Source organism: Streptomyces sp. NPDC087420, assembly GCF_044744165.1.
Classification (GTDB): domain Bacteria; phylum Actinomycetota; class Actinomycetes; order Streptomycetales; family Streptomycetaceae; genus Streptomyces.
The window spans coordinates 248,194-274,427 of record NZ_JBIUXU010000014.1; the positions used below are offsets into that span (position 1 = coordinate 248,194).

Here is a 26,234-nt window from a genome sequence, read left to right on the forward strand (position 1 = left end):
TTCGGATCCTGGCCCGGAGGGGTGAGGTCGGTGCGGGGAGGTAGACTTGAACGTGTCTGGCCGGACGAACGCCCGAGCCTGCCCTGAGCGAACATGCGTGGGGTGCCGGGAGCGAGTGGCCAAGAACGATCTGCTGCGCATCGTGCTGAGCGGAGAACAATGTGTTCCCGATCAACGCGGTACGCTGCCCGGCCGGGGTGCGTATGTGCACCCCGCCTTGGTCTGTCTGGACCTGGCAGTCCGCCGTAGGGCGTTTTCCCGGGCCTTCAAGGTCCAGGGACCGTTCGACAGCGCGGAGCTGCGCAGGGCCGTCGAAGCCCGTACGGCGACGGCGGCTCAGTAGGAACGGCACTGCCGGTAGGAAACGGCACTGCAGGAAGACGTACGGCACGGAACCCCGTGCGGTTCAGGTACCTCGCGAGTTGGAAGTAGGTCGAGATTGCGATGAGCACTCGATGAGTACGCGATGAGTACGCCCATGAAGTAGCGACGGTCCGGCGGTAACCCGGACCTAAAAGGAGCGAAGTGGCTAAGGTCCGGGTATACGAACTCGCCAAGGAGTTCGGGGTTGAGAGCAAGGTCGTCATGGCCAAGCTCCAAGAACTCGGTGAATTCGTCCGTTCGGCGTCCTCGACGATCGAGGCGCCGGTTGTACGTAAACTGACCGACGCATTGCAGGGCCCCGGCGGCAACGCCGGCAAGGCCCCCGCGAAGCCGGGAGCGCCCCGCAAGGCCGCCCCCGCGAAGCCCGGCGCACCCTCGCCGGCCCAGGCGGCGCGTCCCGCCGCCCCCAAGCCCGGTGTCCCGGCTCCCAAGCCGGTTGTCGCCGAGGCCCCCAAGAGCAGCACGCCCCCCGCGTCCGCCGCACCGGCCCCCGGACCCCGTCCGCCGGCCCCCGCGACGCCCGCTCCGGCCGCGCCGCGGCCCGCCGCGGCCGCCAAGCCCGCGCCGGCCGTCCCGGAGTTCACCGCGCCCCCGTCGGCCCCGGCCGCGGCACAGCAGCGTCCCGGAGCGACCCCCGGCCCCCGTCCCGCCACCCGTCCCTCGGGCGGTCAGGGCGAGCAGCGCCAGGGTGAGCAGCGCCAGAACGAGCGTCCGGCGGACCGTCAGGGCGATCAGCGTCAGGGTGGCCGCCCCACGGGCGCCCGTCCCGGCCAGGCCCCGCGTCCCGGTGCCCGCCCCGCGGGCCCGCGTCCGGGCAACAACCCCTTCACCTCAGGTGGCTCCACCGGCATGGCGCGTCCGCAGACGCCCCGTCCCGGCGGCGCGCCTCGCCCCGGCGGTGCCGGAGCCCCCGGCGGCGCCCCGCGCCCGCAGGGTGGCGCCGGCCAGGGTGGCCCCCGTCCGCAGGGCGGACCCGGCCAGTCCGGTCGTCCGTCCCCCGGCGGCATGCCCCGGCCGCAGCAGTCGGCACGCCCCGGTGGCGCGCCTAGCGGCGGCCCCGGTGGTAACCGTCCCAACCCGGGCATGATGCCGCAGCGTCCCGCTGCCGGTCCTCGTCCCGGTGGTGGTCCCGGCGGCGGTGGCCGCGGTCCCGGTGGTCCCGGCCGTCCGGCCGGTGCCGGCGGTGGCGGCGGTCGTCCCGGTGGCGGCGGCTTCGCGGGCCGTCCGGCCGGTCCCGGTGGTGGCGGCGGCTTCGCCGGACGCCCCGGTGGCGGCGGCGGTGCCCCGGGTCGTCCCGGTGGCGGCGGTGGCTTCGGCGGTGGCGGCGGAGGCCGTCCCGGCTTCGGCGGCCGTCCCGGCGGTCCCGGTGGCCGTGGTGGCACACAGGGCGCGTTCGGCCGTCCCGGCGGGCCCGCCCGCCGTGGCCGCAAGTCGAAGCGGCAGAGGCGCCAGGAGTACGAGGCCATGCAGGCCCCGTCCGTCGGCGGTGTGATGCTGCCCCGTGGCAACGGCCAGAGTGTCCGGCTGTCGCGCGGTGCGTCGCTCACCGACTTCGCGGAGAAGATCAACGCCAACCCGGCGTCGCTCGTCGCCGTGATGATGAACCTCGGCGAGATGGTCACCGCCACGCAGTCCGTCTCCGACGAGACCCTCCAGGTCCTCGCCACCGAGATGAACTACGTGCTGGAGATCGTCAGCCCGGAGGAGGAGGACCGCGAGCTTCTCGAGTCCTTCGACATCGAGTTCGGCGAGGACGAGGGCGGCGAGGAGTTCCTCGTGTCCCGTCCGCCGGTCGTCACCGTCATGGGTCACGTCGACCACGGTAAGACCCGGCTGCTGGACGCGATCCGCAAGACGAACGTCGTCGCGGGCGAGGCCGGCGGTATCACGCAGCACATCGGCGCGTACCAGGTCGCCACCGAGGTCAACGGTGAAGAGCGCAGGATCACCTTCATCGACACCCCCGGCCACGAGGCGTTCACCGCCATGCGTGCCCGCGGTGCGAAGTCCACCGACATCGCGATCCTCGTGGTCGCGGCCAACGACGGTGTGATGCCCCAGACGATCGAGGCGCTGAACCACGCCAAGGCGGCCGACGTGCCGATCGTGGTCGCGGTCAACAAGATCGACGTCGAGGGCGCCGACCCGACCAAGGTGCGCGGACAGCTCACCGAATTCGGGCTGGTGGCCGAGGAGTACGGCGGCGACACCATGTTCGTCGACATCTCCGCCAAGCAGGGTCTGAACATCGACAGCCTGCTGGAGGCCGTGATCCTCACGGCCGACGCCTCGCTCGACCTGCGGGCCAACCCGGAGCAGGACGCGCAGGGCATCGCGATCGAGGCCCACCTCGACCGTGGCCGTGGCGCCGTCGCCACCGTGCTCGTCCAGCGCGGAACGCTCCGCGTCGGTGACACGATGGTCGCCGGTGACGCGTACGGACGTGTCCGGGCGATGCTCGACGACAACGGCGACAACGTGGACGTGGCGACACCGTCGACCCCCGTCCTCGTCCTGGGACTCACCAACGTCCCCGGTGCCGGTGACAACTTCCTGGTCGTCGACGACGACCGCACCGCCCGGCAGATCGCCGAGAAGCGTGCCGCCCGTGAGCGGAACGCGGCCTTCGCCCGCAGGGGCATCCGGTTCTCCCTGGAGAACCTGGACGAGGCCCTCAAGGCCGGCCTGGTGCAGGAACTCAACCTCATCATCAAGGGCGACGCGTCCGGTTCGGTGGAGGCTCTCGAGTCCTCGCTGCTCCAGCTCGACGTCGGCGACGAGGTCGACATCCGGGTCCTGCACCGCGGTGTGGGTGCGGTCACCGAGTCGGACATCGACCTGGCGATGGGCTCCGACGCCATCGTGATCGGCTTCAACGTGCGCGCCGCCGGGCGTGCCGCGCAGATGGCCGAGCGCGAAGGGGTGGACGTCCGGTACTACTCGGTCATCTACCAGGCGATCGAAGAGATCGAAGCGGCCCTCAAGGGCATGCTCAAGCCGGAGTTCGAAGAGGTCGAGCTGGGTACGGCGGAGATCCGCGAGGTCTTCCGCTCGTCCAAGCTCGGCAACATCGCGGGTGTTCTCATCCGGTCCGGCGAGGTCAAGCGCAACACCAAGGCCCGGCTCGTCCGCGACGGCAAGGTCATCGCGGAGGACCTCAACATCCAGGGTCTGCGCCGCTTCAAGGACGACGTCACCGAGATCCGCGAAGGCTTCGAGGGCGGTATCAACCTCGGGAACTTCAACGACATCAAGATCGACGACGTCATCGCGACGTACGAGATGCGCGAGAAGCCGCGAGGCTGATTCGCAGCTGGTAGCCGGGGCCGGTCGGCGGGAGATATTTCCGTCGACCGGCCCCGGCCGCTGCGTTACGGTTCTGAACGTCCCTGCCAAGCGTTGGCAGGCGTCTGAACCCGCACCGGCGGGACATCCGGATACGCATGTACGTGGGGACTCTGTCCTTCGATCTGCTTCTCGGCGACGTACGGTCGTTGAAGGAGAAACGCTCCGTCGTCCGGCCGATCGTCGCCGAGCTCCAGCGGAAGTTCGCGGTGAGCGCGGCGGAGACCGGTGACCAGGACGTCCATCGCAGGACCGAGATCGGCCTGGCGGTGGTGTCGGGGGACTGGACCCATCTCAGGGACGTCCTCGACCGGTGCGAACGCATGGTCGCCGGGCACCCGGAGGTGGAGCTGCTGTCGGTACGACGGCGGCTGTACGGCGACGAAGACTGACTTGTACACCAGAGAACCGATAGGAAGAGTGACGGACCGGTGACCGACAACGCGCGGGCCCGCAAGCTGGCCGATCGCATCCAGGTCGTGGTCGCGGAGACCCTGGACCGGCGAATCAAGGACCCCCGACTCGGCTTCGTGACCATCACGGACGCCCGCGTCACCGGCGACCTGCGGGAGGCCACGGTCTTCTACACGGTCTACGGCGACGACGAGGAGCGCGCGGCGTCCGCGGCGGCCCTGGAGAGCGCCAAGGGCGTGCTGCGCTCCGAGGTGGGCCGGCAGACCGGGGTCCGCTTCACCCCGACGCTGGCCTTCGTCCCGGACGCGCTCCCGGACAACGCCCGCACCATAGAGGACCTCCTCAACAAGGCGCGGGCGAAGGACGCGGAGGTACGGGAGGTGTCGACCGGCAAGACGTACGCGGCCGGCGCGGACCCGTACCGCAAGCCGGAAGACGATGACGAGGACGCCGACAGCGCCGCCGACGCCGACGCTGCCGCCGACACCTCCACCGCCACCGACGAGGACGGCTCCACCAAGGAATGACTGACCAGACCCCCACACCCGACGGACTTGTCATCGTGGACAAGCCGTCGGGTTTCACTTCGCACGACGTCGTCGCCAAGATGCGCGGGATCGCCAGGACCCGACGCGTCGGCCACGCCGGCACGCTCGACCCCATGGCGACCGGTGTCCTCGTCCTCGGCGTGGAACGGGCCACGAAGCTCCTCGGGCACCTCGCGCTGACCGAGAAGGAGTACCTGGGCACGATCCGGCTGGGTCAGGACACCGTCACGGACGACGCGGAGGGCGAGATCCTCTCGTCCACCGACGCGTCGGCGGTCACCCGTGAGGGCATCGACGCGGGGGTCGCGGCCCTCACCGGACCCCTGATGCAGGTGCCGTCCAAGGTCAGCGCCATCAAGATCAACGGCAAGCGGTCGTACGCGCGCGTGCGCGGCGGCGAGGAGTTCGAGATCCCGGCCCGCCCGGTGACCGTCTCCTCGTTCCGGGTGTACGACGTGCGCGAGGCCGTGGCCGGGGACGGCACGCCCGTCGTGGACCTCGTCGTCTCCGTCGTCTGCTCCTCGGGGACGTACATCCGCGCCCTCGCCCGCGACCTGGGAGCGGGGCTGGGGGTCGGCGGCCACCTCACCGCGCTGCGCAGGACCCGGGTGGGTCCCTACGCCCTGGACGCGGCGAGGACGCTCGACCAGCTCCAGGAGGAGCTGACCGTCATGCCCGTCGCGGACGCCGCCGCGGCGGCGTTCCCGCGCTGGGACGTGGACGAACGGCGCGCGAAGCTGCTGCTCAACGGGGTGCGGCTCGACATACCGGAGTACGGCACGGGAGCGGTCGCGGTGTTCGGGCCCGACGGGCGGCTCCTGGCGCTGGTGGAGGACCAGCAGGGCAAGGCGAAGAGCCTCGCGGTCTTCGCCTGAGGCTTGGGCGGCCGTGCGTGGGCCCTTCTCCCCCTCATGCCGGCCATACCGTGGGGCGCCCGGGCACGCCCGGCCGCCCCACGATCCCCCTCCCGGAAGGGGTCTATCCATCTCGGACCCCCGCATCACCCCTTCGGCGGGGCGCGTGGGGTGCGCGACGGGTGCACCGGGGGGCGCGTTCTCCCCGGGAGGGTGCCGGGCGGACCTCCGGACGCCGGTGCCGATGCGGGGGGCGGGCCCCGGGCATGGCAGTCTTAGAGCTGCGTAATCCGGCAATCACGTACACAGTTTCGGGCGAGGAGCGGTCACAGTGCAGCGCTGGCGTGGCTTGGAGGACATCCCCCAGGACTGGGGGCGCAGCGTCGTCACCATCGGCTCCTACGACGGGGTGCACCGGGGACACCAGCTGATCATCGGCCGGGCCGTGGAGCGGGCGCGCGAGCTGGGGGTGCCGTCGGTCGTCGTGACCTTCGACCCGCACCCCAGCGAGGTCGTGCGCCCCGGCAGCCACCCGCCGCTGCTCGCACCGCACCACCGGCGCGCGGAGCTGATGGCGGAGCTGGGGGTGGACGCGCTGCTGATCCTGCCCTTCACCGTGGCGTTCTCGAAGCTTTCCCCGGCCGACTTCATCGTGAAGGTCCTGGTCGACAAGTTGCACGCGTTGGCGGTCATCGAGGGCCCGAACTTCCGCTTCGGGCACCGGGCGGCGGGGAATGTCGCGGTGCTCTCGGAGCTGGGGGCGACGTACGACTACGAGGTCGAGGTCGTCGACCTGTACGTCACCGGGGAGGCGGGGGGCGGCGAGCCGTTCTCCTCCACCCTGACGCGCCGGCTGGTCACCGAGGGCGACGTGGCGGGCGCGGCGGAGATCCTGGGCCGCCCGCACCGCGTCGAGGGCATCGTCGTACGGGGCGCGCAGCGGGGACGCGAGCTGGGCTACCCGACGGCGAACGTGGAGACGCTGCCGCACACGGCGATTCCCGCGGACGGGGTGTACGCGGGGTGGCTGACGGCGGCGGGTGAGCGGATGCCGGCGGCGATCTCGGTGGGTACGAACCCGCAGTTCGACGGGACGGAACGTACGGTCGAGGCGTATGCGATCGATCGTGTGGGCCTGGATCTGTACGGGCTGCATGTGACGGTGGACTTCTTGTCGTATGTGCGGGGGCAGCAGAAGTTCGAGTCGATCGAGGGGTTGTTGGTGGCGATCGGTGACGACGTGAAGCGAGCGCGCGAGCTGTTGGACGCGGTGTAGTTGGCCTGGCGGCCGGCTTTTGTCCTCAATCGCCGGACAGGCTTGATTTTGCCCGCTGCGGGCCGCGTTTTCGGCTGCGGGTCGTTGCCGGGGGCCGGGCAGGGGCCGTGTCCTGCACTGCATGTTTTACGTCGCGTTCAACAACTCCGAATTACGTGACGATCGCCATGCGACACAAAACACGCTCTACGTTCCGGACACGACCCCTGCCCGTCCCCCTCCCAGGCCCGCGCCACTACCCGGCCCGCTCCGGTGCGGGCGGGGTCGTCACTGTCCCGTCCGGCGTGAGGGGGGCGGGGTCGGAGGAGGTGCGTGTGTCCGGACGTAGAGCGTGTTTTGTGTCGCATGGCGATCGTTGCTAATTGGACCGGTTGAACGCGACGTAAAACATGCAGTCCGGACATACGTGCCTCCGGAGGCCCCGCCCCCCGTCACCACGACAAATCAAGCCCGTCCGGCGATTGAGGACAATCATTAACCCGCACCGGACACCGGGCGAACCGCATGACACGCCACCTGCGTAGACGTCGCCCCAGACAGCACCGGCAACGCAGTCGTACGACACGCGTCCGCGACGCCCGCCGCGTCCGCCTCGCCCGACGCCAGGACCTGGCAACGCGCGTGGAAACGGCACCCCGCAGGGATCCGGGACGGGTCCGGGGGCTCGCCCGTGAGGACGACCGGGGCGCCGGGGGAGTCCGGGAGGACGGACAACAACGCCCGCGTGTACGGGTGCTGGGGCGACGTCAGGACCTCCTCCACCGGCCCGGTCTCCACGATGCGGCCCAGGTACATGACCGCCACCCGGTCCGCGATGTTCCACGCCAACCCCAGGTCGTGCGTCACGACCAACGCGGAGAGGCCCAGTTCGTCCCGCAGCGACAGCAGCAGCGCCAGGATCTCGCCCCGTACGGACGCGTCCAGGGACGCCACCGGCTCGTCCGCGACGAGGAGTTCGGGTTCGAGGACCAGCGCGCCCGCGATCACGACGCGCTGCCGCTGGCCCCCGGACAGCTCGTGCGGGTAGCGGAGGAAGAACCGCTCCGGCGGCCGCAGCCCCGCACGGGACAGCGCCGAGGCGACGGCTTCGCGTTCGTCACCCGCGTACCCGTGGATCCGCAGACCCTCCGCCACCGCGTCGTACACGGTGTGGCGTGGGTTGAGGGAGCCGCTGGGGTCCTGGAGGACCAGTTGGACCCGCTTGCGGTACGCCTTGAGCGCGCGCGACGTGTGGGTGAGGGTCTCGCCCGCGAAGGTGACGCGCCCGGACGTGGGCGGCACCAGACCCAGCAGGGTGCGCGCCAGCGTCGTCTTGCCGCAGCCGGACTCGCCGACCAGGGCCACGATCTCCCCGGGGGCGATGTCGAGATCGACCCCGTCGACCGCGCGTGCGGGCGCCCCGCCGCGCCGCCCGGGGAAGGTGACGTGCAGGTCGGTGGCCGAGAGCAAAGGGACCGTGGTGGTGGTCATGAGTGGCTCCTCAGGAGGCCGTGGGACCGCCTCATGCCAGGTCGGCGGCGGCATCGTCGGAGTCGGTCGCGGCGGAGTCCGCGGAGGCGGCGGCGCCGGACGCACGCCCCGGCGACACGTGCACGCACGCCGCCCGGCGGCCAGGCCCCGCCTCCCGCAGCACGGGATCGTCGTCCGCGCACGCGTCCAGCGCGACCGGGCAGCGCGGATGGAACGTACAGCCGCCCGGCAGCGCCGAGGGGTCCGGCGGGTCGCCGGGCAGTCCGCGCGGCGCCCGCCGGGAGGCCGGGTCGCCGATGCGGGGGAACGCGGCGGACAGCGCGCGCCCGTACGGGTGCTCCGCCGCGTCGTACACCGCCCGCGCCGGGCCCTCCTCCACGACGCGCCCCGCGTACATCACCGCGAGCCGGTCGCAGGTGTCCGCGAGGACCGTCAGGTCGTGGCTGATCATCAGCAGGCTGATGCCCTGCTCGGCGACGAGCCCCTCGATGAGCCGCAGGATCTGCGCCTGGATCATCACGTCCAGCGCGGTGGTCGGCTCGTCGGCGACGATCAGCCGGGGATCGCACGCCAGGGCCATCGCGATCATCACCCGCTGGCGCTGTCCGCCGGAGAGTTCGTGCGGGTAGGCGCCCGCGCGGGCCGCCGGCAGCCCGACCTGTTCGAGCAGGGCGGCGGCCCGGCGGCGGGCCGCGGCAGGGGTGGCGTGCTGGTGCAGCACCACCGGTTCGGCGATCTGGTCGCCGATCCGGTGCACCGCGTTGAGCGAGTGCATCGCGCCCTGGAACACGATCGACGCCCCCGCCCACCGCACGGCGCGCAGCCGCCCCCACTTCATCGTGAGGACGTCCTCGCCGTCGAGGAGGATCTCGCCGGTCAGTTTCGCCGAGGCGGGCAGCAGGCGCAGCAGTGCCAGCGCCAAGGTGGACTTGCCGCAGCCGGACTCGCCGGCGATGCCGAGCTTCGTACCGGCCCCGACGGTCAGGTCGACGCCGCGCAGGGCCGCCGCGCCGGAGGCGTAGGTGACATGGAGATCCTTGATCTCCAGGAGGGTGGGCGAAGGAGCGGGTGCTGTCGGTGTGGGCGGTGTGGGCGGTGTGGGTGGTGTCGGCGGTGTCGGCGGTGTCGGCGGCGTCGTCAACGGGGTGCCCCTAGCTTGGGGTTGAGCACGGCCTCGACGGTCCGGCCGCAGAGTGTGAAGGCGAGCGCGACACACGCGATCGCGATGCCGGGCGGCGCGAGGTACCACCAGTGCCCGGAGGAGACGGCGCCCGCCTCCCGCGCGTCCTGGAGCAGGCCGCCCCAGGAGACGACGGTGGGGTCGCCGAGCCCCAGGAAGGCCAGGGTGGCCTCGGTGAGGATCGCGGTGGAGATGCCGAGTGTGGTCTGCGCGAGCACCAACGGCATGACGTTGGGCAGCACATGGCGCGTCATGATGTGCCGGTGGCCGCCGCCCAGTGCCCGGGCCCGCTCGATGTACGGCCGGGACTCGACCGCGATGGTCTGCGCCCGTACGAGCCGTGCCGTCGTCGGCCAGCTGGTCACACCGATCGCCAGGATGACGGTCCAGATGGACCGGGACATCACGGTGGCCAGCACGATCGCGAGGACCAGTGTGGGCATCACCAGGAACCAGTCGGTGATCCGCATGATGACGGTCGAGTACCACCGCCCGTAGTGCCCCGCGATGATGCCGACCAGCGTCCCGATGGCGACGGACAGGGCGGCCGCCAGCAGTCCGACGGTGAGCGAGATGCGGGAGCCCCAGACGAGCAGGCCGAGGAGCGACCGCCCGAACTGGTCGGTGCCCAGCGGGAACGCACCGCTCGGCGACTCCAGCGCCGTCCCGGGCGCGTGGGTCACACTCTGCACGTCGTCGCCGACGAGCAGCGGTGCGAGGAGGGCGATCAGGGTGATCAGTGTGAGGGCCGCGAGACCGAAGAGCCCGGCCCGGTGCGTACGGTACTGCCGCCAGAAGCGGGCCACCGAGTCGCGCCGCCGGGTCCAGGCGAGGGAGGACGCGGTCGGCAGGGCGGGACGCGGTGTCGGGGGGAGCGGAGGGGTCTTCTCCAGTGTCATCGGCCCACCCGGGGATCGAGCAGCGGATAGAGCAGGTCGGCGAGCAGGTTCATCAGGATCATCGCGCCGGCGAAGACGACGAACAGGCCCTGTACGAGGGGGAGATCGGGCACGCTGAGCGCCTGGTAGAAGAGACCGCCGAGCCCCGGCCAGGAGAAGACCGTCTCGACGAGGATCGAACCGGCCGCCACATGGCCCAGGTTGATGAACACCATCGTGACGGTGGGCAGCAGGGCGTTGGGTACGGCGTGCCGGCGCCGTACGAGATCGTCCCGCAGGCCCTTCGCGCGGGCCGTCGTCAGGTAGTCGCCGCCCATCTCGTCCAGCAGCGAGGAGCGCATGACCAGGAGCGTCTGCGCGTACCCGACGGCGACCAGGGTCACGACGGGCAGCACCATGTGGTGGGCCACGTCGGTGACGTACCCGAAGCCGCTCGAACTGCCCGACGACATACCGCCGGTGGGGAACATCCCGGGGACCGGGCCGATGCCGACGGAGAAGACGATGATCAGGAGCAGTCCCAGCCAGAAGGACGGTACGGACCAGAGGGTCAGCGCCACGCCTGTGTTGATCCGGTCGCCGAGGCCGCCGTTGTGCCAGGCGGAGCGGGTGCCGAGCCAGAGCCCGAGCGCCGAGTAGATCACCACGGCGACCCCCGTGAGCAGCAGGGTCGCGGGCAGCTTCTCGCCGATCAGCTCACCGACCGGCGCGCGGAACTGGTACGAGGTGCCGAGGTCGCCGGTCAGGGCGTTGGCGCAGTAGTCGGTGAACTGCCGCCACATGGGCAGGTCGAGACCGAACTGCCTGCGCATCGTGGCCAGTTGCTCGGCCGACGTCGGCACGCCGCGGGTCATGGCCTTCACCGGGTCACCGGGGATGATCCGGAACAGGAAGAAGCTGGTGACGAGCACGGCGATCAGGGAGACGACCGCACCGCCCAACTTGCCCGCCACGTAGAGGAGATAGGCGGTCGCGGTGCCGGAGGAGCGGCGGTCCGCCGCGTCCGGCGGCCCGGTCTTCCCCGGGCCGTCGGCGGCGTCCCGCACCACACCGGGGGTGCTTGCGGTACTCATGGGTTATTCACGGTCTTCCGCGGTGGAACGGCGACGCATCACGACGAAGAGCCCGAGAGCGGCCACGAGTACCACGGCGGCTCCGATCCCGATCACCACACCGGTGGAGGACGAACTGTCCGAGCTGCCGCCGCCCGCGGCCGGTACCGCGGACCACCAGCTCCAGTAGCCGTCCTGGCCCCAGAGGTTGCCGGCGGCCTCCGGCATCGTCGTGATCGACTTGATCTGGTCCGTACGGTACGCCTCGACGGCGTTCGGGTAGGCCATGACATTCATGTACCCGGTGTCGTACAGCCGCGACTCCAGCTGCTTCACCAGCTCCGCGCGCCGGGCGGGGTCGTACTCGGCGGCCTGTCGCGCGTAGAGGCCGTCGTACGTCTTGTCACAGATGAAGTTGTCGGTGGCGCCGCTGTCCTTCGGCGTGGCGGGCAGCGCGTCGCACGTATGAATGGAGAGGACGTAGTCGGGATCGGGGTTGACGGACCAGCCGTCGAAGGCCAGGTCGTAGTCACCGGCGAGCCAGGGGTCCGAGACGTTGTCGAGGCACTCGACCTCCAGCCCGATGCCCAGGTCGCCCCACCACTCCTGGAGGTACTTGCCGACGGCCTTGTCGTTGGGGTCGGTGGCGTGGCAGAGGATGCGGAAGTCGAGCGGCTTGCCGTCCTTGCCGACGCGCTTGCCCGAGCTGTTCTTCTTGTAGCCCGCCCGGTCGAGGGTCCTGGCCGCGGCGGCCGGGTCGTACGCGAGCGCCTGGTCGGGCGAGGGCTGCCAGAAGTACGAGGCGAAGCGGGGCGGGATGTAGCCCTGGCCCTCCACCGCGTGGCCCTGGAAGACCTTGTCGATGATGGTCTTGCGGTCGACGGACCGGAAGAGGGCTTCCCGTACGGCCGGGTCGAGCAGCGCCGGATGGCCGTTGCCGAACTTCTCGCCGTCCTTCGACCGGGCCCCCGGGTTGGTGGCGAGGGCGTAGAAGCGGCGCCCGGGCGCGTCGTTGACCTTGATGTCGGCGGTGGCCTTCAGCGAAGCGGCCTGGGCCGGGGTGAGGTTGGGGACGAACGAGACCTCGCCCTTGCGCAGCGCGGCGACGGCGGCGTCCCCGTCCTTGTAGTACTTGAGGACCAGTTCGTCGAACTTGGGCGCACCGCGCCAGAAGGTCTTGTTCGGCTTGAGCTTGATGTACTGGTCGACCTTGAAGTCCGTGACGATGAAAGGCCCGTTGCCGACGATCGGGAACTCTTTGTCGTTGTTGAACTTGGAGAAGTCGCCGACCTTCTCCCAGATGTGCTTCGGCACGATCGGCACGTCGAGCGCGGTCATCGTGGCCTGCGGCTTGTTCAGCTCGACGACCAGCGTGCGCGGGTCCGGGGCGGTCACCTTCTTGAAGTTGGAGGTGAAACTGCCGTTGGCGGTCGCCGCGTTCTCGTCCGTCATCATCTTGTTGAACGTCCAGGCGGCGTCCTTGGCGGTCGCCTTCTGCCCGTCGGACCACGTGGAGTCGTCGCGGATGGTGAACGTCCACGTCAGTTTGTCCGCCGACGGCTTCCACGCCGTCGCGAACCCCGGGACCGTGTGCGCGTCCTTGGGGTCGTAGTTCGTCAGGTACTCGTACGTCAGGCGGTGAAGTGTCGTACCGAGCAACGTCTGGGACAGGAACGGGCTGAGGGAGTCGACACTCTGGCTGACCGCGACCGTGAGCACCTTTTCGCCGTCGGCGGCCTGGGCCTGCTGGGGCGCCGGGAGCAGCGGGTTGAACGGAATCACGGTCCCGGCCACGAGCGCGCCGCACACGGCGCCGGAAGCCAGGAGCAGACGGAATCGGGAGGAGTGCCGCAGGGGCTGTCGCGTCGGGCGTGGGGGAACGCTGTGGACCATGGGACGGTGACCTCGTGTCATCACTCGCACGGAGAAGCCGGGTGGATTCTGGATCGCCAACTGGTGAAGCGCAGGTCTATCAGCGCTCGTCCGGCCGCGTCAACGGCGGCCGGACACCCCGTGTGGGCTGCGGGAATACCAAGAGGGTCCGCTCCTCGAAGAAGGAGCGGACCCTCATTGGTATCTACCTCTGCCGCCTTACTGCTGAGGCGCTGGCGGTGCCTGTGGGGGCTGCTGCCAGCTCGGCGGGACGCCGGGATGTCCTTGCTGCGGCTCGGACGGGTGGGGCGGTTGCCGAGGTGACTGCTGCGGTGCCTGGTGTGGCGGCTGCTGTCCCGGTGGGGCGTACGGCTGCTGGTGCTGGGGCTGCTGTGGGGCGTACTGCGGGGGGTACTGCTGCTGCGGATAGGGCTGTTGGGGGTACGGCTGCTGCTGCGGGTACGGCTGCCCCTGCGGCGGCAGCCCCGGTCCGCCGCCCGGTCCCGGCATCGGCGGCGCGTACTGCGGCGGCGGGTTGTTGCCGTCCGACGTCCAGAGCCCCTGCGCCTGCTGGGCCCGTGCGAAGTCCTCGGCGACCAGCGCGGAGAGGTGGAAGTACGCCTCGCGCGTCTTGGGCCGCATCATGTCGAGGTCCACCTCGGCGCCGGCCGCGAGGTGTTCGTCGAACGGCACCACGACCACCCCGCGGCAGCGGGTCTCGAAGTGCTGCACGATGTCGTCGACCTTGATCATCTTTCCGGTCTCGCGGACCCCCGAGATGACCGTGAGGGAGCGCTGCACCAGATCGGCGTAGCCGTGCGCGGACAGCCAGTCGAGGGTGGTGGAGGCGCTGCTGGCGCCGTCCACCGACGGTGTCGAGATGATGATCAGCTGGTCGGCGAGGTCCAGCACCCCGCGCATCGCGCTGTAGAGCAGACCGGTGCCGGAGTCCGTCAGGATGATCGGGTACTGCTTCCCGAGCACCTCGATCGCGCGCCGGTAGTCCTCGTCGTTGAACGCCGTCGAGACCGCCGGATCCACGTCGTTGGCGATGATCTCAAGGCCGGACGACGCCTGTGAGGTGAAGCGGCGGATGTCCATGTAGCTCTGGAGGTACGGGATCGCCTGGACCAGGTCGCGGATGGTCGCCCCGGTCTCGCGCCGCACCCGGCGGCCGAGCGTGCCGGCGTCCGGGTTGGCGTCGATCGCCAGGATCTTGTCCTGCCGCTCGGTGGCCAGCGTGGACCCCAGGGCGGTGGTGGTGGTTGTCTTGCCGACCCCGCCCTTGAGGCTGATGACCGCGATCCGGTAGCAGGAGAGCACCGGTGTACGGATCAGCTCCAGCTTGCGCTGCCGCTCGACCTCCGCGGCCTTGCCGCCGATCTTGAAGCGGGAGGCGCTGGACGGATTGCGACTGCTCTTCGCCTTGGGCTTGTTGTTGCGCAGGAGCCGGTCGGAGGACAGCTCGACGGCGGCGGTGTAGCCGAGCGGCGCGCCCGGCACGGACCGCTCACGGTGGTCGTGCGACACGGCGGACGGCCAACCGGCCCCGGTGCGGGGGTCGGTGGGAGGCGCGCCCTGGTGCGGCGGCTGCTGGCCCGGGCCCGTCGGCTGGGGGTGCGGCTGGGGCTGGTGCACCTGCTGCGGGGGGATGTACGGAGCCGCCTGCGCGGGCGGCTGGGGTACGGGGCCGGGCTGCGCCGGGTAGTTGGGGTGCGGGAAGCCGTAACCGGCCTGCGGGGGCACGGGTGCGGGCGGGTACGGGCCGGGCTGCCCGGGCTGGCCCTGCTGGGGGAAGCCGTAACCGGCCTGGGGGGCTTGGGCGTCCGGTCCGGGAGCGGCGGGCGCCTGGGGTGCCGCGGGCCCGGCCAGACCGGGCTGGCCCTGCTGCGGGAAGCCGTAACCCGTCGGCAGGGGTGGGGTGTTCGGCCCCGGGGCGGCGGGGGGCTGCTGGGCGGCCGGACCGGGCTGCCCCGGCCGTCCCGGCTGCGGGAAGCCGTAGCCGCTGGTGTCCTGGTGCGGTTGCGCGGGCCAGCCGTAGGGAGGCTGGGGCGCGGGGGGCTGCGGCTGGGTCGGTACGGGCCACTGCGGCGCGGCCGCCGGTGCGGCGGGCTGGAACGCGGGCGGCAGCGGCGGCAGTGCGACCGCCTCTGCGGCGGTCGGCGGCTGCGCCGTCTGCGGGGACCAGGGCGGGCCGGGCGCAAGGACCGGGGGACCGGGGGCGGCGCTCACCGGCGCGGAGTTTGCGGGAGTGTCCTGCGGTGCCGGTGCGGCGGGGGCCGGATCGTCACCGTCCGCCGGGGTGGCGGCGGCAGGCGTCTCCTGGCCGGCCTCGGCCTCGGAACCGGCTTCATGCTCCGGTCCGGCCTCGGGTGCCGTTTCGCCCGCGCTCGCGTCCGGAGCGTCGGCCCCGGCCCGGTCCGTACCGCCGGCCGATTCGCCGCGGTTCGCGGAGTCCGGGCTGTCCGGGCTGTCCGAGGCGGCGGTGGCGGGCGCTCCGGCGCCGGGCGCTCCGGCGTCGCCCCCGACCGCGGCGGCCTTCGCCGCGTCACGTTCCGCGAACTCCCGCTTGAGCGCGGCGGGAGAGAACCGCATCGTCGCCCCGCTGTCCACCTCACCCCCGCCAAAAGGCTCCGCCGCGGCGGGAGCCCCGGGGGCCGCCGGGGTGGCGTCCGCGCCAGTGTCGGGCACTGGCGCGGGCCCAGAGGCCTGACCGGCGGCCGGGACCGGGCCGACGCCTGGAGCGCCGGCCGGGGCCTGGCCGTCAGTCTGGACGGGACCAGCAGCCGTATCCGGCCCGGGTCCCGAAGCCGGACCGTCGGTCGGCACCGGTCCGGGAGTCGTGACCGGTCCGGAGGCGGGAACGGGACCTCCAGCCGTGACCGGACCGGCGGCGGAACTGCCGGCCGGCACCGGACCGCCAACCGGCACAGCCCCGACGGCCGGGACCGCGCCGGCGCCCAGAGCAGGACCGGAGGCCGGAGCCGCATCGCCGGCCGGGACCGGCCCAGGCGTCGCGGTCGGCGCGCCCGCAGGCCCGCCCGTCGGCCCCGTCGGCGGTGTCTCGGGCGCCGAACCCGAACCCGGACCCGACCCCGACCCCGGCGCCGGAGGCGCAATCGTCCAGTTCGGCTCGAAGCCGCTCCCCGTCGGCAGCCCCGGCACCGCCACCGGCACGCCCACCGGCGGCGGAGGCGGCGTCGGGTCGTACGCGGGCGCGGGCGGCCCCGCCGTCGCGGCGCCACCGGCCGTGTCCCCCGGCGCGTTCTGCGTGTACCAGGCGGGAGGGGTGTAGTCGATGGTGAACTCACCCGTCATCTCGGGCTCCGCGTCGGACTGATCGTCCACGGGCGGCCGGTCCCAGCCTCCGCGGATCTCGTCCCGATCGCCGTTCACTTTGCCTCCTGAGGTGGTCGAGCACCCTTGTGCCGTGGTGGGCGGGGGCGGTCGTACCTGGTGTCCGGTCCGCCCGGCTCTCCCCCTGGGCCCTGTCAGGACCCGGCGACGCGGCATACGTGCCTGTCGGTTCTCCTCCCGCGCCTTCACCCACCCTAATCGTCCCCGGTGTCGCTCCGGCAGGGCGGACGGGTCCGCCGGCGAGCGGCCCGTACGTCACGTCCTGCCCCCAAGTGAACACGTAAGGAACCCGGGAGGGTACAGCGATCGGTCAAATCGGTACATGTCCCGGGGAGATCGCGGCAGAACCCGCGCAGAACGGGCGTACGAAGCCGACTTCGGCCCGTACCTCCCCCGCACGCCGGAGGGGCACGCCCCGGACGGAGCGTGCCCCTACCTGTTACCTGCTGTTCGCCGCCGGCTCCGGGTCGACCGGGCTCAGCGCAGATCGAACTCCCCGTCGCGCGCCCCGAGGACAAAGGCCCGCCACTCGGCCTCGGTGTACCTCAGCACGGTGTCCGGGTCCACGGACGAACGCATGGCGACGGCGCCTTCCGGCAGGTACGCGATCTCGACGCGCTCCTCGTCCGCACTGGTGCCGGGCGCGCTGTGCCACTCGACGCCAGAGATGTCCAGGGCATACAGCTCGTCCTTCTCCTGCGCGCTCCCCATCAGACAAGCTTCCTTTCGGTGACGGCCCGGTGACGCCCTCTTCCGGCTGTTCCGGTTCTTCCGGCATCTTAGGACGACTCGCCGTACGTCCGCGACGGAACGATTACAGTGCGTGCGGGCCGGGTAGGAAGGTCAGTCCATCCGGCGGGCCACGCCCAGCAGCCCGGTCTCCGCGTCCGTGCCGCTCGTCATCACCCAGTGGTGCTCACGCCCCGCGCACCACAGCGTGACGCCGTCCGCCAGCGTGGGCAGCGCGTCGCTCTCGGCGCGCGACAGGCCCAAAATGCGGCCGACCTGTTCGGCCTCCTGCGGCGAGACCCGCTGGATGCCCACCAGCGTGGAGCCCCGCATCAACCGCGGTGCCACCGGGCTCATGTACGGCAGCAGGGTCATCACCGACTGCCACGGCGAGGACACCACCCGGCCGCGCGGAGGGCGCATCCCGCAGTCCCGGATCACCACCACGGGGCTGCCGACCGTCGCGCCCATCGGCGGCACCCGGCCGACCTCGTGCAGCGTGATGCAGTCCAGGCCCGCGCCCGCGGCCTGCGCGAGCAGCGTCCAGGCCTGGGCGCGCCCGGTCTCGACCGCGACCCGCGCGCCGGTGGCCGCCGCGCGCAGCGCCAGCACCTGGGCCGTCCACAGGCCGCCGATCAGCAGGACGTCGTACGGTGTCGAGCGGTGGAACCCCACCATCTGCGGGCGGCCCTCGGCGTCGTCGCCGATCACCACACCGTCGTCCCCGACGGGCAGCGACAGCGCGCCGAGATGGTCCAGCGCGATGGTGTGTCCCGCGTGGTGCGGGCCGCGCAGCCCCCGCAGGCCCCGCTTCGTACCGTTGGCAGCGGTCATCGCGCGCCTCCCAGAGGCAGTGTGGCCAGCACCCCGGGCAGCTGCTCGCGGTCCAGCCGTACCAGACCGACCTTCGCGTGCCGCGCGGCCTGCTCCAACGTCCGCCGTACGCGCACCAGTTCGGTGTCCGAGCCGCCGGTGATCCGTACGTGGCCACCGATCGACATCGTCCCCCGGTGCGCGCCGGGGCGCAGGGTCAGGCTGAAGGTGGTGGCGTACGCGGGGGCCGAGGTCAGCAGCGCCACCAGCTTGGGCAGCGGAGTGGCCCCGCGCCCCAACTCGGGCCAGCGGCCCACGGCGTAGGTGGTGTGCCAGCGGTCGTCACACCGCCAGACACGCGCCGTCTCGGCGGTGCGCCGCCGCGCCGACGCGTCCGGCCGGCCCGCGCGGGCCGACAGGGCGGGGCTGGCGCAGGCCGAGGTGGCCACGGTGGAGTTGAGCTCTTCCTGGTCCAGCACCACGGCCCGGAAGCCGGCCCCGGTGATCCGGCTCGCGACATGGTCCGCCACCCGCACCAGGCAGCGCTGCGCCCCTTCGATCCCACCGCCGCGCGCGTCCACGGCCTCCCGGCACAGCTCGGGATCCAGCTTGATCGCCACCCAGGTCAGCCGCAGGGCGGGAGCCCCGGTCTGCTCCTGGAGGGGAGCGTACGAGAGCCGGGCCACGGCCTGCTGGGGCAGGTGCGGCGCGGGCGCCGAGCGCACCTGCTGCACCAACTGCACCGATTCCAGGGTGATGTCGTCCACCGTGAGGGCGTCCGCGAGCAGGGTGAGCGGCAGCGAGCGCGCGCCGAACACCGGGCGCAGCCCGTCGCCGCTGGCCTCGACCCGTACCACCACCGTCAGGAACGTGCCGTCACCGAGCATCCCGACCGTGCGGCGGTTCCGGTCGACGTAGGTGAACGGGCGGAATCCCGGCACACTCTCCGCCACGGGCGCGAGCGAGGGGTCGACGTCCGGCCCGCACGGCTCGGCGGGCCGGGTGCGCGCACGCAGCGCGAGAGCCGTCGACAGCCAGTCCTGTACGGCGTGGCCACGGCGGCGCGACACGGCGACCAGCACCAGCACACAGGCGACGGTCGCGGCCGGCACCAGCCAGAGCCCACCGAGCGCCAGGCCGATCCCCGTCAGCGCGAGAGCGGCCTCGACCAGCACCAACTGCCGTAGCTGGAAGGGCCCGAGGTGGCCGGCGCGGGGGCGTGTGCGCAGTACTGTCCTCGCCGGAGCGACACCCGGGGCCGGGCTCACGGCACCGGCCTCGGCGCGTCTGCCACCTCGTCGGCCGGGCGGAGTGGGGACCCGCGCGGTGCTGCTCCGCCCGTCGCGCTCGCGCGTCGCCGTACTCATCGCCGCCGTGCCCCCTCGTGCCGTAACTGCCGTCCACCCATGGGCGTTGACCGGTCGATCACCCTACCTGAGCGGTGGGACACGAGCGCCAGCATGCATAGTAGGGGGCCGGCGCGACACACGGGTCCCTCCGGTGCACGAGGGAACCTGGTCGCTCAGTGGGGGAAGAGGGACAGCGGGCAGATGGCATCACGACGGGACGAACTCAACGCCTACACCTTCGCGAAACGAAGGCTGATCGCGCAGTTCGTGCAGCCGAACTCGACCGGTTCGGAAGAGGGCGCGCCCCGTCCGCTGCGTGCGGTGCTGCCCGGTGTCATCGTCGGTGTGGTGATCCTCGCGGCCTTCGGCGCGTGGGGGATGTTCAAGCCCGTGGCACCCCAGAAGTGGGACGCGGTGAACGAGAACGTCATCATCGCGAGCAAGTCCACCACGCGCTATGTGGTGTTGCGGACCGGGAAGACGAAGCAGCTGCACCCGGTGCTGAACATGGCCTCCGCGAAGCTCCTGCTCGACCAGGACAAGGGCAAGGTCATCAACGTCAGCGAGTCGGTCATCGACCGCAGCGACCTCGCCCACGGCCCGACCGTCGGCATCCCCTACGCCCCCGACCGGCTCCCCGACGCCAAGGAGGCCGGGGCGGCGAAGCGTTGGGCGGTCTGCGAACGGCCCAGCGCGGGCGGCAGGGCCATCCAGAAGGCCGCGTTTGTCCTCGCCGAGCGCGAACAGGGCAGGACCGAGGGGGCGGACCGCCTGCGCGGCGGTGAACTCCTGTACGTCGAGGGCCCGGACCGGGTCCAGTACGTCGTGGACGCCGAGGGCAAGGCGTACCGCGTGAAGAAGGACGAACTGCTCCTGCGCCAGGTGGTGGGCGCCGACCGCAAGCCGCAGCGCGTCACGGCCGCCTGGCTGGAGACCCTGCACCAGGGCGGACCCATCGACTTCCCGGCGATCACGGGCACCCCCGGCGCCGACGCGAACGCCCCCGGCGCGCTGCTGCCGAAGGAGGCGAACAAGGTGGGCATGGTCCTCGTCGCCCCCGTCAACTCCAAGAACCAGCAGTACGTGGTGCTGCCGGGCCGGGTCGCCCCGGTCACGGACTTCACGGCGAAGCTCCTCCTCAGCAGCAAGGAACTGGTCACGGTCGGCCAGGCGGGCAGGGCCACGTCGGTCAGCCCCGGCGCCATCGAGCCCGGCGAGCCGTTCGGACAGGACAAGGACTGGCCGGAGAGCGACCCGACCCCCGTCAACGAGGCGGGCACGGACGCGGGCAGCCGTAACACCGTGTGCAGTGTGCTGCGTGACGTGGACGGCGCCAAGGGCGCCACCACACTGAGCACGTGGGCCGGCACCGACTTCCCGAAGCCGCTGCCCACCGGCTCCAGCGCGTATGTCACCCCCGGGTCGGGGCAGCTGTTCCGGCAGTTCCAGGGGTCGTCGACCGCCTCGGGTTTTGTTTTCCTCGTCACCGACACGGGCCTGCGTTACGGCATGCAGTCCAACGGCGACAGCGCCGGGGACCAGCCCGGCATCGGAGCGGGTACGGCCCAGGAACGCCAGGCGCGCCAGCAGGAGGCCCAACAGGCACAGAACCGGCTCGGCTACAAGGATGTCGCCCCGGCGCCCGTCCCCGCCGCGTGGGCCACGTTCCTGCCGACGGGGCCCCGGCTGTCGACGGCGGCGGCCCGGCAGATCCAAGGCTCGTGAGAGCGAGAGTGAGCGCGAGAGTCAGGGGAAGAGCGCACATGGCCGACCGGCGGCTCCTCGCCACCACCGCCACCGTGGTCACCGCCGCGGCGGCCCTCCTCGCCCTGCCCGCGTCCGCCGCGGCCGAGGGCCCCACCGACACCCAGTGCACGTTCCCCAGCAAGCCGTACGCGGGCCGCCCCTGGGCGCTGCAACGTGTGCTGCTCGACGAACTGTGGTCGCAGTCCACCGGCAAAGGGGTACGGGTCGCGGTCATCGACACCGGCGTCGACGTCAAGAATCCCCAGCTCACCCCGGCCGTCGATGTGAAGAGCGGCCGCAACAAGATGAAACCGGGGCTCAAGGACGACTTCGGCGGCAAGATCGAGCGCGGCAAGGAGGACGGCACCACGGACACCGTGGGCCACGGCACCAAGGTCGCCGGGATCATCGCGGCCCGCCCCAGGGAGGGCACCGGCTTCGTCGGCCTGGCGCCCGGGGCCACCGTCATCCCCATCCAGCAGAACGACGCCGAGGGGCACGGCACCGCCGAGACCCTCGCCGACGCCATCACGTACGCCGTCGAGGCGCGCGCCGACGTCATCAACATCTCCCAGGACACCGCCAACGCCGTCGAGCCCGCACCGGAGTTGAAGCAGGCGGTGGAGGACGCCCTCGACCAGGACGTCGTCGTGGTCGCCTCGGCGGGCAACGACGGCCTCGGCGGCAACGTCAAGGAGACCTACCCGGCCTCGTACGAAGGCGTGCTGGCCGTGGCGTCGTCCGACAGGAACAACGAACGCGCGGCCTTCTCCCAGTCCGGCGATTTTGTCGGGGTCGCCGCTCCGGGCGTCGACATGGTCTCCACCGTTCCCGGCGGCGGCCACTGCGCGGACAACGGTACGAGTTTCTCCGCCCCGTACGTCGCCGGCGTCGCCGCGCTCATCAGGGGCAAGCACCCGGACTGGACGCAAAAACAGATCGTCACCCAGATCGAGCAGACCGCGGAACGGTCCATCGCGGGCCACGACCGCCTGGTGGGCTGGGGAGTGGTGGATCCGGTACGGGCCCTGACCGAGGACGACAAGCCCCTCGACGCGCCGGTCGCCGACCGGGGAGCCGACCGGGTGGAGGCGCCCGCCGCGGCCCGGTTCCACGTCGGCGAGACGTCGGAGGAACGCGCGACACGCCTCGCGACGTATGTGCTCGTGGGCGCGGGGGTGCTGGTGGCGGCGATAGCGGGCGGCGCGGTGGCACTGCGCGACGCGCGACGGCGTACCCGGCGTGCGTGAGGAGTTGCGAGTGCACAGTTCCCGCACCGCCGCACCGAACCCGTAACAGGAAGTCCCGCCGTGGACAACGCCCTTGGGGCTGTCGGAGTCGATCGCTAGAGTGAGATCCACAGATGCGGTTGTTGTGTGCGGCGCCACGATCGCAACGTAAGACCACTGAGGTGACTGAGGTAGTTGAGGTAAACGGGGAGAGGAACAAGGCATGGTGGTCCCTGCGGACGGCGGGGGAGGCGGGGGAGCCTCGACAGGTGGAAGTGACCTCGAACGCGGTGTCGGCGCGCTGAAGCGCTTCCAGAGCCGGGTGAAGGATCTGCTGGCGGACCTTGAGCGCGGGGCGGCCGGAGACACGAAGGTGGCGGCGCAGACGGTCGCCAGGACCTCGCTCAGCGGGGGCAACGCGGCGTTCGCCGAGGCGGACGGGTTGTACGCCCAGTACAACCGCGTGCACCAGTCGCTCGTCTCGCTCTCCCGGACGCTCGGCGATCAGATCGAGACGTTGAGCATCGGGGTGCACGCGGCGGAGGTCGGGTTCGACAACGTCGAGGAAGACGTGCGGCGGCGGTACGCGAGGATCCAGACCCGCATCCTTGAGGACCGCAGGGCGGAAGAGAAACGCGCGCAGCAGGGCGAGCACGGGCCGGAGAAGAGCGGCAAGTCGAACTCTGAACAGGGGTGGTGACCCATGACTGACGGAAACGCGGAGGAACTGACCCCCGAGGAACAGCACCAGCAGGACGAGGCGCGGGTCCAGGGTCAGCTCGGTGTCATCGACGTCACCCAGAAGGTGTCGTCGATCATGAGCGGTTTCTTCGGATCCGGTGGCGGTCCCGGCCCCTTCGCCAGGACCAGCTTCGAGGGCCACGACCTCAACGCCATGATCGACCTGGTGGAGAACGCGAACCCGGCGGACCTGGAGACCGCGGGCAATGCCCTCTGGAAGGCCAGGGACGCGCTCGCCGACGCGGCACAGGAGCTTCAGGACTACGTCGAGAAGGTCGAGTGGAAGGGCGAATCGGGCGACGAGTTCCGCTCGTTCGGCCGAGGGCTCGCCGAACACGCCCGGGGACTGGGCGCGTTCGCGGACGTGGCCGGTACGCAGATCACCGCGGCGGGCACGGGCCTGGCGTCGGTGCACAAGTCCATGCCGCCCCGCGACACCCGGCTGCGCAAGCAGAGTGTCGAGGACATCGAGATCGTCAAGCAGGTGGACGGCAACGCGGACTACGAGGCCGCGAAGAAGGTGGAGAGGGACCGCCAGGAGGCCATCAACCAGATGAACCGCCTGGCGTCGTTCTACGCGGTCTCCGAGGAGACGCTGGCGGCCCAGGAACCACCGAAGTTCGACCGGGTCCTCAAGGCGAACGTGCCCCCGCCGAGCAAGGTGGGCCCGCCGGTCCGCGCCAAAGGTGTGAGGAACGTCGGCGACGGTCCGTCGGACGAGTCCGAGGTCTCGTCGGTGTCGGCCCGTTCCGACTCCCTCGGGGACGGGGACCGGTCGCAGAGGGATCTGGACACCGTCCGCCCGATCACCCCCGCGCCCGAGCGGGAGACCTCGGTGGAGATCGACAACGTGGTGGCGCCGCCGGCTCCCCCCGCGCTGCCGGACGCGGCGACGCTTCCGTCCTCGACGGGAGGACCCGGTTCTGGCGGTGGGACCGTGCCTCCCCCGGCCGGGGGACCGGCGAACCTCGTCTCCCGGGGCGGATCCGGGGCGAAGGGCCCGCAGGGCTTCGCCAAGTCCGTGGGCCAGAGCGCCGGATCGCTCGGCAAGGGCGGCCCGGCCGGACGCGCGCCGACGGCATCGGGCGGCTCCAGTACGGCCGGCCGGCCGGGGACGATCGGCAGCGGCGGCCCCGGAGCGGGAAGCCGCGCCGGCGCGTCAGGTGCCGGCGGTACGGGGCAGACCCCTGCCGGTCGCGCGGGAGCGGGCCGTGGGAACGGCATCGTGGGCGGAAACCCGCAGCGCGCCGCCGGCTCCAACGGCTCCCGTATGCCCCGGGGGAACGTCATCGGCGGTGAGGGAGCGGCCTCCGGCCGCGCCACCGGCGGAAGGACCGGTCGGGGTGGTGTGGTCGGGGCGAACCCGGCGAACGCCGCCCGGTCCGGAGCGCGCGGCACCGCCAGTACCAACGGCGTGGTCGGCACGCCTCGCGGCGCCGCCTCTCGTTCCCGCCCCGGCGCGGGCTTCACCCAGGGCGGCTCGGGCCTCGTCCGAGGCCCCGGCGGACGGCGGCCGGAGGAAGAAGAGCAGGACGATGCCGTATCGCGTCCCGACTACCTGACGGAAGACGAAGAGACATGGACGGCCGGACGGCGCCCAGCCGCGCCTCCGGTGATCGATTAGGCGCCGACTCACAGGCACCGAGGAAGGTTCGGAAGTCAGGATGACGGCAGGAATGAGCCCCGCCCGGAAGCGTGGCGGCAGATCTCGTCGGGTGCGGCGGGAACTGCTCTGCGCGGTGGCCGCGCTGAGCGCGTGGACCTTGGGTTTCGCCGGTACGGCTCCGGACGCCTCGGCGGCGGACCAGCGGTCGAAGCAGTGGTACCTGGACGCGATGCACGCCGAGGACATGTGGAAGGTCACCACGGGTGAGGGCATCAAGGTCGCTGTCATCGACTCCGGCGTCAACCCGTCCACGCCGTCGCTCAAGGGGCAGGTGTTGAAGGGGATCGACGCCACCACCGAAGGCGGCGGTGGCTCGACGGCGGACACGAACGGCCAGGGGACCACCACGGCCGAGCTGATCGCCGGTACGGGTGAGGGCGGCGGACTGCGCGGCCTTGCGCCCGGCGCCAAGATCATCCCGATCAAGCTGCCTCTTCTCAAGTACGACGAGGTGCCCCAGATCAACGATCCGCTCAAGCGGGCCGTCCGGGCAGCGGCGGACAGCGACGCCCAGATCATCCAGATCTCGGTGGGCAACCAGTACGCGATCGGTCTGGACACCTTCGCCCAGACCTCCGCCTTCACGTACGCGCTGAGCAAGGGCAAGCTGCTGATCGCGGGCACGGGCGACAACGCGAAGAAGGGGAACAAGCCGCAGTACCCGGCCCGGTTCGCCGAAGTTGTCGGGGTGGCTTCCGCGGATCGGAAGGGCGGTGTGGCCGACTTCTCCCAGCACGGAGACGACGTGGACATCGCGGCTCCCGGCACCGACATCCCCCGCTGGTGCGATGCGACATTCCAGAGTTACTGCGATGACGGGGGTGGGGCGGCTGCCGCCGCAGCGCTCTTCTCCGCTTCCGCGGCCTTGGTGTGGTCCGCCCACCCCGACTGGACCGCCAACCAGGTACTCCGTGTGCTCTACGACACCGCGAGTCGGGACTGGGAGAAGAAGACTCTCAGCACCTACCTCGGCCACGGCCTCATCCGCCCCCGCGAGATCATCGTCAACGGCAAGGGCAACCCGGGCCCTCCCGACACCAAGCTCCTCGCCGACGAGGTCTTTCCCGTCGCCTCCCCGTCCGCCTCCCCGTCCGCGTCGGCTTCGTCACAGCCGGAGAAGGGAAAGCCCGTCTCCGAGGCCGTCGTGGCGGGCTCGGCCGAAAAGACCGAGGACGGGGGCCAGTTGGGCCTGATCCTCGGCGGTGTCGCGGTGGTGGTCGTCCTCGCCGGAGGGACCTTCGCCGTGCTCCGCAGGCGTCGTACCGCCTGACAACCGTACGACTGTCCGTCCGTACGTCCGTCCGACGGTC

Annotated in this window: 20 protein-coding genes; 11 read left to right on the forward strand and 9 right to left on the reverse strand. The window is 71.7% G+C overall.

Annotated elements, in window-relative coordinates; genetic code table 11:
- The first annotated feature begins 52 nt into the window (after positions 1-52).
- From ACIO1C_RS28685 to ACIO1C_RS28710, 6 genes are all read left to right on the forward strand, one after another.
- Positions 53-343, forward strand: coding sequence for a YlxR family protein (locus tag ACIO1C_RS28685; RefSeq protein WP_401868713.1), 291 nt, complete (start codon positions 53-55; stop codon positions 341-343).
- Positions 344-525: 182 nt separating this feature from the next.
- Positions 526-3,690: a translation initiation factor IF-2 gene (infB, locus tag ACIO1C_RS28690; protein WP_401868612.1), complete on the forward strand. Its 3,165-nt coding sequence runs from the start codon at positions 526-528 to the stop codon at positions 3,688-3,690.
- Between the two features lie 137 nt (positions 3,691-3,827).
- On the forward strand, positions 3,828-4,121 hold the full coding sequence (locus ACIO1C_RS28695) for a DUF503 domain-containing protein (RefSeq protein WP_161311733.1): 294 nt from the start codon (positions 3,828-3,830) through the stop codon (positions 4,119-4,121).
- A 39-nt stretch (positions 4,122-4,160) separates the two neighbouring features.
- Entirely contained in the window at positions 4,161-4,670 is a 510-nt protein-coding gene (gene rbfA / locus ACIO1C_RS28700; RefSeq protein WP_401868614.1) for a 30S ribosome-binding factor RbfA, read from the forward strand.
- A complete protein-coding gene (gene truB / locus ACIO1C_RS28705; protein WP_401868617.1) occupies positions 4,667-5,566 on the forward strand; it encodes a tRNA pseudouridine(55) synthase TruB in 900 nt (299 codons plus the stop codon). The genes rbfA and truB overlap by 4 nt, the downstream gene beginning before the upstream one ends.
- Before the next feature lie 310 nt (positions 5,567-5,876).
- Positions 5,877-6,821 carry a bifunctional riboflavin kinase/FAD synthetase gene (locus tag ACIO1C_RS28710; protein ID WP_401868620.1) on the forward strand — a complete coding sequence of 315 codons (945 nt, stop codon included), beginning with the start codon at positions 5,877-5,879 and terminating at the stop codon, positions 6,819-6,821.
- Positions 6,822-7,295: 474 nt separating this feature from the next.
- Here the strand turns inward: ACIO1C_RS28710 and ACIO1C_RS28715 are convergent, their stop codons facing one another.
- The 9 genes from ACIO1C_RS28715 to eccE all read right to left on the reverse strand — a co-directional run bounded on the left by ACIO1C_RS28715 (position 7,296) and on the right by eccE (position 19,560).
- Positions 7,296-8,291: an ABC transporter ATP-binding protein gene (locus tag ACIO1C_RS28715; protein ID WP_401868623.1), complete on the reverse strand. Its 996-nt coding sequence runs from the start codon at positions 8,289-8,291 to the stop codon at positions 7,296-7,298.
- 31 nt (positions 8,292-8,322) lie between these two features.
- Complete coding sequence (locus ACIO1C_RS28720; protein ID WP_401868626.1) at positions 8,323-9,432, reverse strand: ABC transporter ATP-binding protein; 1,110 nt, start codon at positions 9,430-9,432, stop codon at positions 8,323-8,325.
- Positions 9,429-10,370: an ABC transporter permease gene (locus ACIO1C_RS28725; RefSeq protein WP_401868628.1), complete on the reverse strand. Its 942-nt coding sequence runs from the start codon at positions 10,368-10,370 to the stop codon at positions 9,429-9,431. Before ACIO1C_RS28725 ends, ACIO1C_RS28720 begins: the two co-directional genes overlap by 4 nt.
- Positions 10,367-11,443 carry an ABC transporter permease gene (locus ACIO1C_RS28730; RefSeq protein WP_401868630.1) on the reverse strand — a complete coding sequence of 359 codons (1,077 nt, stop codon included), beginning with the start codon at positions 11,441-11,443 and terminating at the stop codon, positions 10,367-10,369. The genes ACIO1C_RS28725 and ACIO1C_RS28730 overlap by 4 nt, the downstream gene beginning before the upstream one ends.
- 3 nt (positions 11,444-11,446) lie before the next feature.
- A complete protein-coding gene (locus ACIO1C_RS28735) occupies positions 11,447-13,315 on the reverse strand; it encodes an ABC transporter substrate-binding protein (protein ID WP_401868633.1) in 1,869 nt (622 codons plus the stop codon).
- A 198-nt stretch (positions 13,316-13,513) separates the two neighbouring features.
- The gene (locus ACIO1C_RS28740) at positions 13,514-16,690 is read right to left on the reverse strand and encodes an SCO5717 family growth-regulating ATPase (RefSeq protein WP_401868635.1); all 3,177 of its coding nucleotides are present in this window, start codon (positions 16,688-16,690) and stop codon (positions 13,514-13,516) included.
- Between the two features lie 438 nt (positions 16,691-17,128).
- Positions 17,129-17,362, reverse strand: a complete 234-nt coding sequence (locus ACIO1C_RS28745; RefSeq protein ID WP_161306834.1) for a DUF397 domain-containing protein — start codon at positions 17,360-17,362, stop codon at positions 17,129-17,131.
- Positions 17,363-17,494: 132 nt separating this feature from the next.
- Positions 17,495-18,214 carry a hypothetical protein gene (locus ACIO1C_RS28750; RefSeq protein ID WP_401868637.1) on the reverse strand — a complete coding sequence of 240 codons (720 nt, stop codon included), beginning with the start codon at positions 18,212-18,214 and terminating at the stop codon, positions 17,495-17,497.
- Positions 18,211-19,560: a type VII secretion protein EccE gene (gene eccE / locus ACIO1C_RS28755; RefSeq protein ID WP_401868640.1), complete on the reverse strand. Its 1,350-nt coding sequence runs from the start codon at positions 19,558-19,560 to the stop codon at positions 18,211-18,213. Before eccE ends, ACIO1C_RS28750 begins: the two co-directional genes overlap by 4 nt.
- A gap of 183 nt (positions 19,561-19,743) precedes the next feature.
- Between eccE and eccB the strand changes: the two genes are divergently transcribed.
- The 5 genes from eccB (at position 19,744) to ACIO1C_RS28780 (ending at position 26,194) form a co-directional block, all read left to right on the forward strand.
- On the forward strand, positions 19,744-21,267 hold the full coding sequence (gene eccB / locus ACIO1C_RS28760; RefSeq protein WP_401868643.1) for a type VII secretion protein EccB: 1,524 nt from the start codon (positions 19,744-19,746) through the stop codon (positions 21,265-21,267).
- Between the two features lie 38 nt (positions 21,268-21,305).
- Positions 21,306-22,538, forward strand: coding sequence for a type VII secretion-associated serine protease mycosin (gene mycP, locus ACIO1C_RS28765; RefSeq protein ID WP_401868645.1), 1,233 nt, complete (start codon positions 21,306-21,308; stop codon positions 22,536-22,538).
- A 202-nt stretch (positions 22,539-22,740) separates the two neighbouring features.
- Entirely contained in the window at positions 22,741-23,217 is a 477-nt protein-coding gene (locus ACIO1C_RS28770; protein ID WP_401868648.1) for a hypothetical protein, read from the forward strand.
- Between the two features lie 3 nt (positions 23,218-23,220).
- The gene (locus ACIO1C_RS28775; RefSeq protein WP_401868651.1) at positions 23,221-24,882 is read left to right on the forward strand and encodes a hypothetical protein; all 1,662 of its coding nucleotides are present in this window, start codon (positions 23,221-23,223) and stop codon (positions 24,880-24,882) included.
- A gap of 52 nt (positions 24,883-24,934) precedes the next feature.
- Positions 24,935-26,194, forward strand: coding sequence for a S8 family serine peptidase (locus tag ACIO1C_RS28780; RefSeq protein WP_401868654.1), 1,260 nt, complete (start codon positions 24,935-24,937; stop codon positions 26,192-26,194).
- Positions 26,195-26,234 lie beyond the last annotated feature (40 nt).